At 66.8% G+C, this 14,382-nt stretch carries 14 protein-coding genes; 3 read left to right on the forward strand and 11 right to left on the reverse strand.

Annotated features, from left to right (window positions below):
- Positions 1–20 precede the first annotated feature (20 nt).
- A complete protein-coding gene (locus OU998_RS02290) occupies positions 21–1,697 on the reverse strand; it encodes a DNA-packaging protein (protein ID WP_267515238.1) in 1,677 nt (558 codons plus the stop codon).
- A gap of 189 nt (positions 1,698–1,886) precedes the next feature.
- Positions 1,887–2,207 (reverse strand): 2Fe-2S iron-sulfur cluster-binding protein, encoded by a 321-nt coding sequence (locus OU998_RS02295; protein ID WP_267515239.1) that lies wholly within the window; start codon positions 2,205–2,207, stop codon positions 1,887–1,889.
- Between the two features lie 78 nt (positions 2,208–2,285).
- Between OU998_RS02295 and OU998_RS02300 the strand changes: the two genes are divergently transcribed.
- On the forward strand, positions 2,286–2,498 hold the full coding sequence (locus tag OU998_RS02300; RefSeq protein ID WP_267515240.1) for a hypothetical protein: 213 nt from the start codon (positions 2,286–2,288) through the stop codon (positions 2,496–2,498).
- A 47-nt stretch (positions 2,499–2,545) separates the two neighbouring features.
- Here OU998_RS02300 and OU998_RS02305 read toward each other — a convergent pair whose 3' ends face one another.
- The 7 genes from OU998_RS02305 to sdhC form a co-directional block, all read right to left on the reverse strand.
- The gene (locus tag OU998_RS02305) at positions 2,546–3,463 is read right to left on the reverse strand and encodes a XamI family restriction endonuclease (protein ID WP_267515241.1); all 918 of its coding nucleotides are present in this window, start codon (positions 3,461–3,463) and stop codon (positions 2,546–2,548) included.
- The gene (locus OU998_RS02310) at positions 3,460–4,659 is read right to left on the reverse strand and encodes a DNA cytosine methyltransferase (protein WP_267515242.1); all 1,200 of its coding nucleotides are present in this window, start codon (positions 4,657–4,659) and stop codon (positions 3,460–3,462) included. Before OU998_RS02310 ends, OU998_RS02305 begins: the two co-directional genes overlap by 4 nt.
- 214 nt (positions 4,660–4,873) lie before the next feature.
- A complete protein-coding gene (locus OU998_RS02315) occupies positions 4,874–5,233 on the reverse strand; it encodes a gamma-glutamylcyclotransferase family protein (RefSeq protein WP_267515243.1) in 360 nt (119 codons plus the stop codon).
- Positions 5,234–5,262: 29 nt separating this feature from the next.
- Positions 5,263–6,060 (reverse strand): succinate dehydrogenase iron-sulfur subunit, encoded by a 798-nt coding sequence (locus OU998_RS02320; RefSeq protein WP_267515244.1) that lies wholly within the window; start codon positions 6,058–6,060, stop codon positions 5,263–5,265.
- Between the two features lie 12 nt (positions 6,061–6,072).
- Positions 6,073–7,857 (reverse strand): succinate dehydrogenase flavoprotein subunit, encoded by a 1,785-nt coding sequence (gene sdhA, locus OU998_RS02325; protein ID WP_267515245.1) that lies wholly within the window; start codon positions 7,855–7,857, stop codon positions 6,073–6,075.
- Between the two features lie 7 nt (positions 7,858–7,864).
- Entirely contained in the window at positions 7,865–8,269 is a 405-nt protein-coding gene (gene sdhD, locus OU998_RS02330; RefSeq protein WP_267515246.1) for a succinate dehydrogenase, hydrophobic membrane anchor protein, read from the reverse strand.
- Entirely contained in the window at positions 8,266–8,730 is a 465-nt protein-coding gene (gene sdhC, locus OU998_RS02335) for a succinate dehydrogenase, cytochrome b556 subunit (RefSeq protein WP_267515247.1), read from the reverse strand. The genes sdhD and sdhC overlap by 4 nt, the downstream gene beginning before the upstream one ends.
- Before the next feature lie 264 nt (positions 8,731–8,994).
- On the opposite strand from sdhC, the gene OU998_RS02340 reads away from it, so the two are divergent.
- The gene (locus OU998_RS02340; protein WP_267515248.1) at positions 8,995–9,861 is read left to right on the forward strand and encodes a pirin family protein; all 867 of its coding nucleotides are present in this window, start codon (positions 8,995–8,997) and stop codon (positions 9,859–9,861) included.
- Positions 9,862–9,910: 49 nt separating this feature from the next.
- On the opposite strand, the gene OU998_RS02345 is transcribed toward OU998_RS02340, so the two are convergent.
- Both OU998_RS02345 and OU998_RS02350 read right to left on the reverse strand, forming a co-directional pair.
- The gene (locus tag OU998_RS02345) at positions 9,911–10,381 is read right to left on the reverse strand and encodes a hypothetical protein (RefSeq protein ID WP_267515249.1); all 471 of its coding nucleotides are present in this window, start codon (positions 10,379–10,381) and stop codon (positions 9,911–9,913) included.
- Between the two features lie 187 nt (positions 10,382–10,568).
- Positions 10,569–11,515, reverse strand: a protein-coding gene (locus tag OU998_RS02350) for an IS630 family transposase (protein WP_267515250.1) whose coding sequence is annotated in 2 segments (ribosomal slippage) — positions 10,569–11,179 and positions 11,179–11,515 — 948 coding nt in all. Because the reading frame shifts where the segments join, the coding sequence is not laid out codon by codon here.
- 193 nt (positions 11,516–11,708) lie between these two features.
- Here OU998_RS02350 and alaS point away from each other — a divergent pair.
- A complete protein-coding gene (gene alaS / locus OU998_RS02355; protein ID WP_267515251.1) occupies positions 11,709–14,357 on the forward strand; it encodes an alanine--tRNA ligase in 2,649 nt (882 codons plus the stop codon).
- The last annotated feature ends 25 nt before the right edge of the window (positions 14,358–14,382 follow it).

The raw sequence follows: 14,382 nt of genomic DNA on the forward strand, positions 1-14,382 counted from the left end.
CCAATGGCGGGGTCATGGGCCTACAACACCCTGAACCACGGCCCCTGCCCCTCCTCCCCCAGCATCAGGTCGGTCAGGGCCCAGACCAGGGCGTCGGCCCGGTCCAGACTGCCCGTCTCGTCCCCGCCCAGGGCCATCAGCTCCTCCTCCAGGTCGCGGAACCGGCCCAGGTGCGTCACCCGCCCCTGTTCGTACAGGGCCGCCACCGGCTCGGCCCGCATCCGCTTGCCGCGCGTGGCCCGCACCTCGCGCACCACCACGTCAGGGCTCAGAGTCTTCAGCACATGGGCCACCATGTCCCCGCCTTGGTTGACCTCGGCCACGATGGCCCCGGCCCCGAACTCGGCGGCGCAGGCCAGGGCCCGCCGCGCCCAGCCGTCGGGGCTTAAGCCCCGCATCGACCGGTCGGCCAGGACATAGGCCTGCGTCCCCACCCGCCCCGCCGCCACGATGCCGCAGGCGTCGCCCCCCGGCGTGGTGGTCGGATCGATCGCCACCACCACCCGGTCTAACCGTTCCGGCGCCGCCCCGGCGTCCAGATTCGCCCGCGCCAGATCCTCCGCCCGGAACAGCGCCCCTTCGACGTCGAGGATCAGCCCCTCCATCTCCTGCGCCGCCCGCCGCGTGCCGCCGTACAGAGCCTCCAGCCGCGCGATCACCCCCGGCGCCAGATGGTCGGCGTTGTCCCGCGTCGGCGCATGGGTGGTCACGCACCCGGCCTCGGCCCGCAGCGCCTTCAGCGCCGCCATCGGCCGGGGCGTGGTCGTCACCACCAGACGCGGATCCCGCCCCAGCCTCAGCCCCAGGCGCAGCATGGCCAGGGTCTCGTCCGGCCGCGCCCAGGCGCAGAATTCGTCGGCCCAGGCCCCGGCGAACTGCGGCCCGCGCAGGCTGTCAGGGTCCTCGGCGGAAAAGGCCCAGGCCTCGGCCCCGCTCGGGAACACCAGCCGCCGCCGCGTCGATTCATAGACCGGCCGCGCCCGCCCTCGCCAGCGCGGCAGGGCGTTGATGCCGCTGGGCCCGCCGATCATCACCTCGCGCACATCGTGCAGGGTCGCCCCCACCAGGGCCAGCCGCCCGCCGGGCCCCAGCCGCTCGGCCTCGTCCGCCGCCCACGACGCCCCCGCCAGGGTCTTGCCCGCCCCCCGTCCGCCCAGGAACAGCCAGGCGGACCAGGCGTCCTCCGGCGGCTGCTGCGCCGTCCTCAGCACCAGCTCCGGCCCCGGCTCTTCGTCTTCGCCCAGCCCCGCCGCCTCCAGCGCCTCCCGCGCCGCCTCGGGCCAGACCACATAGGGCAGGGGCGCCCCCGTCGCCGCGCGCAGGCCCGCGATACAGCGCAGGATTTCGCGAAACTCGGGCAACCGCCCCAGGCGGCATGCCGCCTTGCCCAACTCGATCAGGGCCTCCATCGACAGATCCGGACGCTCGGGGTCCCATTCGAACCCCATCAGGGCGGCTCTCGCCTCCTCCAGCGTCCGCGTCTCCGGCGCCGCCGTCCCCTTCAGGAAGTTGGCCGGCAGGGACTCGCGCGGCGTCTGCCGGAAGAACCCGCGCTTGTGCATCTGGGTTTCCAGCGTGCCCTTGGAGACGCCCAGCTCGGCCGCCATCGCCCGCGCGGTCTTGTGCCGCTCGTTCATGTATCGTGGGCCGATCTCCTCGTCCCACACCTTATCCGTGAATATGCTCTTGGCTCCCATGCGGACATTATTCGCGCACCCGCACCTCAGGCGCGCAAATAGGCTCTCGCGCGCCTCAAGCCGCTGAAGTCCCAGACTTTCGATCGTCCAATTGTGCGCGCAGGGCCGCCCAACTCATCATAAGTCGGGCCATCCTAAGTCGGGCCATCCTAAGTCGGCCCATCCTAAGTCAGATGGGGCGCCCGCCGATCAGTGCTGGTTCTGCGGCAACCGCACCACCAGGCCGTCCAGCGCCTCCGACACCCGGATCTGGCACGACAGCCGGCTGTTGGGCTCGACCTCTTCGGCGAAGTCCAGCATCGACTCCTCCATGGCCGAGGGTTTGCCCGCCGCCTCGCGCCAGGCTTCATCCACATAGACATGGCAGGTGGCGCAGGCGCAGGCCCCGCCGCAATCCGCATCGATCCCCGGCACATTGTTCCGGATCGCGCCCTCCATGACGCTCAGCCCCGGTTTCACGTCAACGACGTGCTCGGTTCCGTCATGCTCGATATAGGTAATGCTGGCCATGCGCCGCTCATATCAAGCCGGGGGGATGGTGCAAGGGCGCTCATCGACGGCGCAGACGCTCCATGGCATCCTCCCCCCATGACCGACAGGCGCAAGACCACCGCCGCCCCGCCCGCGCGCCCTTCGGCGCGGCGCCCCAACGCGACCGGTCAGGGCGTGACGGAAACCCTGCGTCAGGCGCTAGAAACCCCGGCTCATTCAGACTGGAGCCGCCGCATGCTGGCCCTGGAACACCGCGCGCCGCTGGACCTAGATCTGGACGACCTACGCCAGGATCGCGCGATAGACTGATTGAAACGGCCGGTTTGTCGCGGTCGAACTTGTCCTCGGCCCTAAATTTAAGCTCTCGCATCCAGCCAGTCGGCCAGCGGCTGAAGATCATGGGACCAAAAGACCAGGACGTCGCTGTCGAGAAGGCGCGCCACATCCTTGTATGCGACCACCCCTTGCAGCAAGGCCGCCGTCTGGATGAAGCCGCCCCATTGGTCGTTCCAGGCCTTGGTCTTGTCCATCACGTCGCTGACGCGCTTCACCGAATTGGTGGCGTCGTTCGACACCTTGCACTCCATGGCCATGATCAGGCTGGGGTTCACGCCGCAGGCGATGTCCACCTCCTTCGTAGCCGTGCGCGTTTTGCAGCGCGTCTTGCGCATGAAGTGCTGCGGCGGAAGGTCGGCGGTATTGTTGACCGTGGTCGAGGGCGAGCGGACCCAGCCCTTGGTCTCCAGCAGGGCGACCACCGCCTTCTCCTGCTCGTCGGACAACCGATTGCGCCGGACGGTATTGAATCTTTGATTGCTGATCATCGGCGTCAGCGTGTCCAGGAGCTTTTTGATCTGTCGCCGATTGGGGTTGGCGTTGGTCGATAGCCAGGCCGTCAGGTTCTTGTCACGTCGCGCCGCAAAGGCGGCGGCGAAGTCCTCCGCCGCCTGTTTCGACAGCCGGGTCGAGCCTTTTTCCGCTCCCTTGGGGTAGGATTTCACGATCAGCTTCAGCTGATCCTGGCTGATGGGCGGCGCGAAAAGGTGACGCAAGACCAGGATATGCCTGCCGGTCTTCGTCAGGGACTCCTGAAGATCGCGAAGTCCCTTGGTCTCTATCAGCGTGCGCAGGATTTCTTTGCGAACAGCACGACAGACCTGTCGCCACTCAGCCGCCAGCGGGTCAGGCGCCATGCCCCCGACATAGATCTCGACCGCCTTTGCGGCGGCTTCGCGGTGGTAGGCCTCGTCAGCCCCAGACTTCGCCGTCGTCATGCGCGAACGAGGACGCGGCGTTTCGCTGGCGCCTCTCGGCGCGACGGACCGTTCCGACGCTCCTCGCGCCGGGTGTAGTCGATGGCGGATTGAAGACGTTCCGGCAGGGGCGTCGGCGCGGCCCACGTCACCTTCCGGTCCTCGCCCTCGCACGAGGCCAGCAGCGTCGCCCCCACGGCCTCGGCCAGGCGCGGCGGAACAGCATTGCCGATCAGTCGATATTGATCGACACGCCGACCGGTGATGATCCAGTCGGTGGGGAAGCTTTGCAGCGCCGCGCACTCTCGCGGCGTCAATCGGCGTAACCCGTGTCGTGGATCCCTGACCCAATCCTGCTGCGGATTGGCCGTGACCGTGCGGCCAGGCAGGGCGGGATCGGCGACGAATGCGCCCTGCTTGTAGCCCCAGTGCCCACCAGGCCGCGTCGCTTCCGACTTGCCCGGGCTCTTGACGCCTGAGCCCGGCTTGATGCCTTCCAGATCCAGCGCCAGCTTGCCCGTGGGCCGAATGATCTCTTCGTCTGACAGCGGGGACAGGGCGCCGATACAGGCCCCCAGGCTGACCCAGGGCCGCCTGCCGTCCTCTTCGCGCTTGTCGTGCGTCGGCTCAGGCAGGCGTGGCAAATCGCCCGTCCGATAGCCGACCAGCACCACACGGACCCGGCGCTGCGCCACGCCATAGTCCGCCGCATTGAACAGCTCGACATGGGTCTGCCAGCCGCGGGCGAACAGCTGCTCGCGCAGCCAGGCCAAAGCAGACCCAGGAACGCCGTCCGGGCCGCGCGCCGTGATCAAGCCGCGAACATTCTCAAAGAGCAGATAACGACAGTCCAACTCCGACGCGATGCGCAGATAGTCCTTGATCAACTGGCCCCGAGGATCGTCGAAGCCCAGCTGATGACCCGCGCTGCTCCACGATTGGCAAGGCGGCCCCCCTGCGAGCAGAGTTATCGCGCCGCGCCGCTGTCCCGACTTGGACAGGACATCCTCGCCTCGAAGCGCGCGAACGTCTCCGACTTCGATCTGCGCGTCGCCCATGAACCGTCGCCCGTCGGCCAGGCGGCGACCACGGTTCGCCTCAAGGCTCTCGACCGCGCGCGGATCGATGTCGGTGGCGTAGACACAGTCCCAGCCTGCGGCCTCAAGACCCAGGTCGAGGCCGCCTAGACCGCTGAAAAGCGACACGACTTTCTGCATCTGTCTCGCCTCCGCTGGACATGCTCCCTATCGCGTCTGGGGACGCGTCCGCTTGCGCGAGGACCATGCTGTACAAGCCGTTAACAGCCGGTGTTTCGGCCAATCCGTCAATCCGATCCCGCAAAATCGCCGGGGGCCGGCGCTCGGGCTCGGGATCAGATCACACCGTGTATGTTCTTATCTTGTTCTGGTCAAGTTCGCCTTGGCTCAGGCGCTAAAGCGCCGCCACATACACCCAGGCCTCCGCCCCCGCCTCCGTCGTCACGCGCACCCGGCGATAGGCCTCGCCCTCATAGGCGTCGGCGGCGGTCAGATCGGCGGGGGTCAGGGGGTAGAGGCGGCCGGGGACGGGCGGGGCTTCGTCCGTCGTCGGGATCAGGATCGGATAGTGGGTCAGGCCGGTCTCGGCCGTGATCTGGGGGTCGTCAACCGGGATGTGCGACAGGCGAAAACCGCTCAGTCGGTCCGGGGCGCCCGGTCCAGGGTGGGGCGCCAGAGCACGACCGAAGACGGCCGTCTGGACCGCCGGGTCCTGCAGCGTGCCATAGGCGAACAGCAGGACCTCAGCGGTCATTGACGCGGTCGGGGGAGCGGCGCCGGCGGTCAGGCCGCCTGTTTCTTGCGGCTGGGGGCGACCATCAGCTTCTTGGTTTCGGCGATGGCCTTGGCCGGGTTCAGGCCCTTGGGGCAGACCTGGGCGCAGTTCATGATGGTGTGGCAGCGGTACAGTTTGAACGGGTCTTCCAGGTCGTCCAGACGTTTCTGCGTGGCGTCGTCGCGGCTGTCGGAGATCCAGCGATAGGATTGCAGCAGGGCCGCCGGGCCGAGGTATTCGTCCTGGTTCCACCAGTAGCTGGGGCAGGAGGTGGAACAGCAGGCGCACAGGATGCACTCGTACAGGCCGTCCAGTTTTTCGCGCTCGGCCGGGGTCTGGAGCCGTTCCTGTTCCGGGTCGGGCTCGTCCGACTGGAGATAGGGCTGGATCGAGTCATACTGGGCGTAGAACAGGCTCAGGTCCGTCACCAGGTCCTTGATCACCGGCTGGTGCGGCAGGGGGGCGATGGTGATGTTGTGCGACGCGCACTCGTCCCAGCCCTTGGTGCAGGCCAGGGTGTTGCGCCCGTCGATGTTCATCGAGCAGGAGCCGCAGATGCCTTCACGGCACGAGCGCCGGAACGACAGCGTCGGGTCGATCTCGTTCTTGATGTGGATCAGGGCGTCCAGCAGCATCGGACCGTGGTCGCCCGTGGGCACCTCGAACGTGTCCCAGCGCGGGTCGGCGTCGACCTCGGGGTCGTAACGATAGACCTTGTAGGTCTTGACGTCCTTGGAGCCGGGCGCGGCCTTGTGGACCTTGCCCTTGGTCGGCTTGGAGCCGCGGGGGAGGGAGAGTTGAACCATCTGCGTTCGACCTCAGTAAACCCGAGCCTTGGGCTCGATGTACGCGATGTCGTCGGACATCGTGTATTTGTGCACGGGGCGGTAATCGATCTGGACGGGCTCGCCCGGACGCTTCCACGCCAGGGTGTGTTTCATCCAGTTGGCGTCGTCCCGGTCGGGATAGTCCTCGCGGGCGTGGGCGCCGCGCGATTCCGTGCGGTTCAGCCCGCTCTCGATGGTGACGACGGCCTGGGCGATCAGGTTGTCGTACTCCAGCGTCTCCATCAGATCCGTATTCCAGATCAGGCCGCGATCGGTGGTCTTGATATCATCCCCCGCCGCATCAATCGCCCGCAGCTTGTCGGTGCCCTGTTGCAGGGTCTCGCCGGTGCGGAACACCGCCGCGTCAGCTTGCATCGCCTTCTGCATGGAAAGGCGAAGCTCTGCGGTCGAAGTGGAACCGTCGGCGAAGCGGAAGCGGTCCAGGCGGGCCAGGTGGGCGTCGGTCTGGGTCTTGGAGGCGGACGGAACGGCCGAGGCCTTGTCCACCACCTCGCCGCAGCGCAGGCCGACGGCGCGGCCGAACACCACCAGGTCGGTCAGGGAGTTGGAGCCCAGGCGGTTGGCGCCGTGCACCGAGACGCAGGCCGCCTCGCCCACGGCCATCAGGCCCGGAACCACGCTGTCGGGGTTGCCGTCGCGCAGCGTCAGGACTTCGCCGTGATAGTTGGTCGGTATGCCGCCCATATTATAGTGGACGGTCGGCAGGACCGGGATCGGCGCCTTGGTCACGTCCACGCCGGCGAAGATCTTGGCGCTTTCGGAGATGCCCGGCAGGCGCTGGTGCAGGATCTTCGGATCCAGGTGGTCCAGGTGCAGGAAGATGTGGTCCTTGTTCGGACCCACGCCACGACCTTCACGGATCTCGATGGTCATGGAGCGGCTGACCATGTCGCGCGGGGCCAGGTCCTTCACGGTCGGGGCATAGCGCTCCATGAAGCGCTCGCCTTCCGAGTTGGTCAGGTATCCGCCCTCGCCGCGCGCGCCCTCGGTGATCAGGCAGCCGGCGCCGTAGATGCCGGTCGGGTGGAACTGGACGAACTCCATGTCCTGCAACGGCAGGCCGGCGCGCAGCACCATGGCGTTGCCGTCGCCGGTGCAGGTGTGGGCGCTGGTGGCGCTGAAATAGGCGCGGCCGTATCCGCCGGTGGCCAGAACCACCATCTTGGCGCGGAACTGGTGCAGCTGGCCGTTATCGAGCTGAAGCGCGGTCACCCCGGTGCAGGTCCCGTCCTGCATGATCAGGTCCAGCGCGAAATATTCGACGAAGAACTTCACTTCCCGACGCACCGACTGGCCGTACAGGGTGTGCAGGATGGCGTGGCCGGTGCGGTCGGCGGCGGCGCAGGTGCGCTGCACCGGGCCTTCGCCGAAGTTGCGGGTCATGCCGCCGAAGGCGCGCTGGTAGATCTTGCCTTCCTCGGTGCGCGAGAAGGGCACGCCCCAGTGTTCCAGCTCATAGACGGCCTTGGGCGCGTTGCGGACCAGATATTCGATCGAGTCCTGGTCGCCCAGCCAGTCCGACCCCTTGACGGTGTCGTACATGTGCCACTGCCAGCTGTCCTCGCCCATATTGCCGAGCGAGGCGGAGATGCCGCCCTGGGCTGCGACGGTGTGCGAGCGGGTTGGGAAGACCTTGGTGACGCAGGCGACCTTCAGCCCCTGCTGGGCGGCGCCGAGGGCGGCGCGAAGGCCGGAGCCCCCGGCGCCGACGACGACGACGTCGTATTCGTGGTCAATCAGTTCGTAAGCGGCCATCAGAAAATCAGGCTCCGAAACCGGCGGGCAGGGGCGCAGAACCCAGCGCCAACCGCACGATGAAGAAGAGGCTGGCGGCGACCAGCACGAAGAAGACCAGGTTCAGCAGACCCGTCAGCGCCTTGCGGGCGCCGACCTGGGGCACATAGTCCTCGAGGATGACTTTCCAGGCCAGGCTGAGGTAGCCGAACAGCAGCACGGCCGTAACCGCCAGCAGGCCAGCGTTCAGCGGCTTGGCGAACCAGTCCAGCACGGCTTTATAGGTTGCGCCCGCCAGGGTGAAAGCGGTCGAGGCGAGCCACAGGCCCAGCGACAGCAGGGCCGTCAGCAGCACCCGCTCGGCCAGCCATTCGCCGCCGCCGTGGCGCTCGGAAATCTTGACGTTGTTCTTGAACTTAACGGCGCCGCTCACAGCGAGACCCTCCTGACAGCGAACAGGACGACCCAGAACAGGATCGCCAGGGGGACCGGCGCCCAGACCGCGATGTTCGACAGCGCAGTCGCCGACTTGATCGTCAAACCGTTGCCCGTGTCATTGATCGTGTGGCGCGCGCCGTTCAGGATGAAGGAGAACAGGATCACCGTCAGGCCGAAGCCGACGAACAGGCCCAGCGGCGAACCCGCCAGGGCCAAGGCGCACTCATAGACCTCAGGCCCAAAAGCCAGGGCGCCCAGCCAGGCGACGACGAAAACCAGGCCGACCGTGCCCGCGATCAGGGTCGCGCGGAACAGGATCGAGGCGGCCATGGTCACGTGCCAGCGCCAGATTCCCATATGGGGCGAGAGCGGCGTCTTGTGACCGTTGGGCTGGACGACGAAGCGACCGGTCCGGTCGCCCGATGCAACCCCCGGGGTCGGGTTGGGTTGAGTCATGCGAATGGTTCTCAAAAGCGAATGAATTCAATCGCCGTGTGCGGTTGCGAAGGCTTTTGTGACCCTAGAGGGACGGTGTCAACGGACCGTTGATAACTTCGCGGATTCACGCGTCGCTTCGCCCGATCCATGTCGAAATCGCGATATTCAAGGCATGATCGATCCTCGCTCCGCCCGAGTCGCAGGTTTTACGCGGCGCCGCAGGTTTTGGATCGCCGCGCCGCGCCACGCTCGCCAAAACCGCGCCGGCCCTTATATGGACCCATGACCGAGACCACGCCCCGCCCCGTTCTTCGCCTGCATCCCGCCCACCGCGACGACATCGGCGACCTGACCACGCGCCGCCCCGTGCCCGGTCCGGGCCTGGACCAGGTCGATCCCTTCCTGTTCCTGAACCACCACGGGCCCCAGACCTATGCGCCGGGCAACCAGGGCCTGCCCTTCGGCCCGCACCCGCACCGGGGGTTTGAGACCGTCACCTTCATTCTGGACGGCGAACTGGCCCACAACGACTCCGGCGGCGGCGAGAGCATCATCAAGGCGGGCGGGATCCAGTGGATGACCGCCGGCTCGGGCCTGATCCACGCCGAACTGTCGCCGGCCGACTTCAAGCGCGACGGCGGGCCGATGGAGATTCTGCAGCTGTGGGTGAACCTGCCGGCGCGGCTGAAGATGACCCAGCCCGACTATGTGGGGCTCCAGGCCGCCGACATTCCGACCTTCACCACTGAGGCCGGCGTCACGGTCGAGCCGGTCTCCGGCGAATGGCTGGGGGTCAAGGCGCCGATCCAGTCGCTGATCGACATCCATCTGGCCATCGTCCGCCTGCCCGCCGGCGCCCGGTTCGAAGTCCCGGTCGCCGCCGGCCGCAATATCTTCTTCTATGCGATCAAGGGCCAGGTCTCCGTCGCCGGAACCCCGGTGCCCGAATGGAACCTGGCCGCCCTGGGCGACGGCGACGCGGTCGAGATCACGGCCCAAACCGACGCCGTCGTCCTGCTGGGCCACGCCGAACCGATCAACGAGCCCGTCTTCAGCCACGGTCCCTTCGTCATGACCACCCGCGAAGAAATCATTCAGGCGATCGAGGACTATCAGTCCGGCAAGTTCGGTCCGCCGCCGCGGGTGTGAGGCTTATTTTCCGTCACCCTGGGCCTTGTGCCCAAGGGTGTCAGGCCCATCAGAGCCAGCCGCCGAGCCAAGAAGGCCTGGATCGGCGCGCTCGCCATTTCATAGCCCTACGCGCGATGATCGGGGCAATGCGATCGTAGCTCTTCCACGTATCAGGGACCTCGTAGAGGTTGGCTGCTTCCGGAAACGCCTTCTCATAATCCTCTAGGTATGAGGACGAGGCAAAAGCCCGGTTCGCTTCGGCTGTATAATAGTCACTCGCGAACACGTTGCCTTCGTCACTCAGATCTTCGTCTGTGAATTTTCCATCGCACGCCTCAATGAACCAGCGGGCCGGCGTCAGTGTTCGCGCCCGCAAAAAGTCGGTCGCTTCTGAACTTTCGACTCCATGTAGTTCTCCCGCCATTCCGTTGAGCACGCACCACGCAACGAACATCGCGATATGTGTTGCCCCGGCCTCGTCAGGCAGGTTCGAAGGAAACTCCCCGTCGTAGTGCCATGAAGCATCATCATATTTCATGCCGCCTCTCCCACCATGGGGGTAGTTAGAGCCCGTGGGATGCACACCACAAGCCCCTCCCCACGGCACCTTGTGGATCGGAACGCGGAATCGAAACCCGCGTTAGCCGACCTCCTGATAGAAGCCCCTAGAATAGCCGTTCTCAGCGAACGCCCGGCCGAAGATGACGAACTAGAGCATTTTCCGATCAGTCTGCATCATAGCCGGCGGCGGCGAAGTAGTTGGCGCATTCTTGGGGAGAGTAGGTCTGGATGATGCGGGCGATGGCGTCCCAGAGTTGGTCGATTGTCCGAGCGGCGGCCTTTCTCAGCAGGGCCTTGAGCTTGGCGAAGGCGTTCTCGATCGGGTTGAGGTCGGGACTGTAGGGCGGCAGGAAGAGCAGCCGTGCGCCGACAGCCTCGATGGCGTCCCTGATGGGCGTGCTCTTGTGGGCGGCGAGATTGTCCATGATCACCACGTCGCCGGGCTTCAGGGTCGGGGCCAGCACCTGTTCGACATAGGCCAGGAACCAGGCGCCGTTCATCGGGCCGTCGAGCACCATCGGGGCGGTCATGCCCGTCAGCCTCAAGGCTCCGACGAAGGTGGTCGTCTTCCAGTGACCGTGCGGCACGCTGCACCTCAGCCGCTGCCCGCGCGGCGCACGTCCGTGGCGGCGGGCCATCTTGGTCGAGGCTCCCGTCTCATCGATGAAGACGAGCCGCTCGGGATCGAGGTCGAGCTGGCTGTCGAACCAGGCCTGACGCCGGCTCAGGACGTCGGGGCGGCTCTGTTCGTCCGCGTGCGCCGACTTTTTTTGAGCGAGATCCGGCGGCGCACGAAGAACCGCCACAAGCTCGACAGGCTGGTCCCCACGCCCTGTTCGGCCAGAGCCGTCTGAAGCTCCGCCAGGGTGATGTCGCTCTTGCGCTCGACCAGGCCCAGGATCAGGTCGGCATGGCCTTCAATCCGCCCAGAGCGCCGATCTCCGCCCAGAGGCCCCGGCCGCACGTCGCCCTGCCTGCGGACCCGCGAGCGCCAGCGGATCGCGCTGGCCGCGCTGACCCCGAACCGGGCCGCCGCCTGACGGCACGACATCCCGCCCTCAATCGCCGCGATCACACGATCACGCAAATCTACCGATAGCGCCTTGCTCATTCATGCTGGCCTCCGCCTCCAGCACGAAGGTTGAATCAGAACCCGGACCCCTTGGGAATCCCAAACGATTCAATCAGGTCGCCAAATGCTCTAGCGCATCGCCCCGCCCTCCTTCGCGCGGATGATGCGTTCCCCGACAAAACCCTATATGACGCCGGTTCCTTAGCGACCGCCCAGCCGAAGACACGCCCAAATGCCCAGCCTGAACGAGATCCGCGCCACCTACCTCGACTTCTTCGCGGCCGACGGCCACGAGAAGGTGCACTCGGCGCCGCTGGTGCCGCAGAACGATCCGTCGCTGCTGTTCGTCAATGCGGGCATGGTGCCGTTCAAGGACTATTTCACCGGCGCGTCCAAGCCGCCCTATCCGCGCGCCACCAGTTCGCAGAAATGCGTCCGCGCCGGGGGCAAGCACAATGACCTGGACAATGTCGGCTACACCGCCCGCCATCTGACCTTCTTCGAGATGCTGGGGAACTTCTCCTTCGGCGACTATTTCAAGGAACACGCCATCGACCGGGCGTGGAAACTGGTCACGCAAGAGTTCGGCCTGGACGCCAAACGCCTGCTGGTCACCGTCTATATCGATGACGACGAGGCCGCCGCGATCTGGAAGAAGGTCACCGGTTTCGGCGACGACAAGATCATCCGCATCGCCGGCAGCGACAATTTCTGGGCCATGGGCGACAGCGGTCCCTGCGGCCCCTGCACCGAAATCTTCTGGGACCACGGCGACAAGATCCCCGGCGGCCCTCCCGGCTCGCCGGACGAGGACGGTGATCGCTACGTCGAGATCTGGAACAACGTCTTCATGCAGTTCGAGAAGGAGAACGACCAGATCGTTCGCAACCTTCCCAAGCCCAGCGTAGACACCGGCATGGGGCTGGAACGGATGACCACCGTGCTCCAGGGCGTGCATTCGGTGTTCGAGACCGATCTGTTCAAGACCCTGATCGCCGCCTCGGAAGACGCCACCTCGACCAAGTCGGACGGCGAGCGCGCCGCCAGCCACCGGGTCATCGCCGACCACCTGCGCTCCTCCTCCTTCCTGATCGCCGACGGCGTCACCCCGTCGAACGAGGGCCGGGGTTATGTGCTGCGCCGGATCATGCGCCGCGCCATGCGCCACGCCCACCTGCTGGGCGTCGCCGACCCGCTGATGCACCGTCTGGTCCCGACCCTGGTGGCCCAGATGGGCGACGCCTATCCCGAACTGGCTCGCGCCCAGCCCTTCATCGAGGACACGCTGAAGCAGGAAGAGGTCCGTTTCCGCACCACTCTGGGCCGAGGCATGGCCCTGTTCGACACGGCGGTTCAGGGCTTCAAGCCGGGCGACATGCTGGACGGCCAGACCGCCTTCACCCTGTCCGACACCTATGGCTTCCCGCTGGACCTGACCCAGGACGAGGCCCGGCGTCGCGGCTTCTCGGTCAATGTCGACGGTTTCGAAGACGCGATGGCGCAACAGCGCCAGCGTTCGCGCGAACACTGGAAGGGCTCGGGCCAGACCGCCAACACCAATGAATGGCTGGCGATCCGCGACCGCATGGGGCCGACCGTCTTCACCGGCTATGAGAATATCGAGGGTTCGGGCGAGGTCCTGGCCCTGATGAACGGCGGCGCTCCGGTCGAGACGGCCGAGGCCGGCGACATCGTCGAAATCCTGTTCGACAACACCCCCTTCTACGCCGAAAGCGGCGGCCAGACCGGCGATCAAGGCACGCTTGAGTGGCCGGGTGGAGAGGCCGAGGTGCTCGACGTCAAGAAACACGCCGGCGACCTGCACGTCCTGTCGGCCCAGATCACGGCCGGGACGCTTGAGATCGGCGCCCGCGTCGCCCAGCTGGTGGACGCCGACAAGCGTATGACCACCCGCGCCAACCACTCGGCCGCCCACCTGCTGCACACGGCCCTGAAGAATGTGCTCGGCCCGGCGGTCGCCCAGAAGGGCCAGCTGGTCGATTCTGAGCGCGCCCGCTTCGACTTCAGCCACGGCGCCCCCGTGACCGAGGACGAGCTGGCGACCATCGAGGCCGAGGTCAACGCCGTGATCCGCCAGAACGTCCCGGCGGAGACCAAGCTGATGGCTCCGCAGGAGGCCATCGAGGCCGGCGCCATCGCCCTGTTCGGCGAGAAATACGGCGACGAGGTCCGCGTCCTGACCCTCGGCCGCTCGCTGATCAGCGATAACGCCCCCTATTCGGTCGAACTGTGCGGCGGCACCCATGTGGCCCGCACCGGCGACATCGGCCTGTTCAAGGTGGTCCAGGAAACCGGCGTCGCCGCCGGCGTGCGCCGTATCGAGGCCCTGACCGGCGAGGCGGCCCGCCTCTATCTGGAATCCCAGGCCAAGGTGACGCGCGGCCTGGCCCGCGACTTCAAGATCCAGACCCAGGACGTGCCCGGCCGGGTCGAGGCCCTGCAAGGCTCGGTCAAGACGCTGGAGAAACAGGTCGCCGAGCTGAAGAAGCAACTGGCCCTGGGCGGCGGCTCGGGCGCGGCCTCGGCGCCCGAAGAGATCGGCGGGATCAAGCTGATGGCCCGCGTCCTCGACGGCGTGGACGGCAAGGGTCTGCGCGGCGTGGCCGAGGACTTCCGCAAACAGGTCGGCACCGGCGTCGTCGCCCTGATCGGCGTGACCGAGGGCAAGGCCGCCGTCACCGTCGCCGTCACCTCGGACTTGGTCGGTAAGGTCAACGCCGCCGACCTGGCCCGCGCCGCCGTCATCGCCATGGGCGGCCAGGGCGCCGGCGGCAAACCCGACTTCGCCCAGGGCGGCGCCCCCGACGGCTCCAAGGCCGAAGACGGTCTCACCGCCGTCCGTGAGGCGCTGAAGGGCTGAGCCCACCAGAGACCCTCTCCCGCTT

The sequence above is a fragment of the Brevundimonas sp. SL130 genome (assembly GCF_026625805.1).
GTDB lineage: Bacteria > Pseudomonadota > Alphaproteobacteria > Caulobacterales > Caulobacteraceae > Brevundimonas.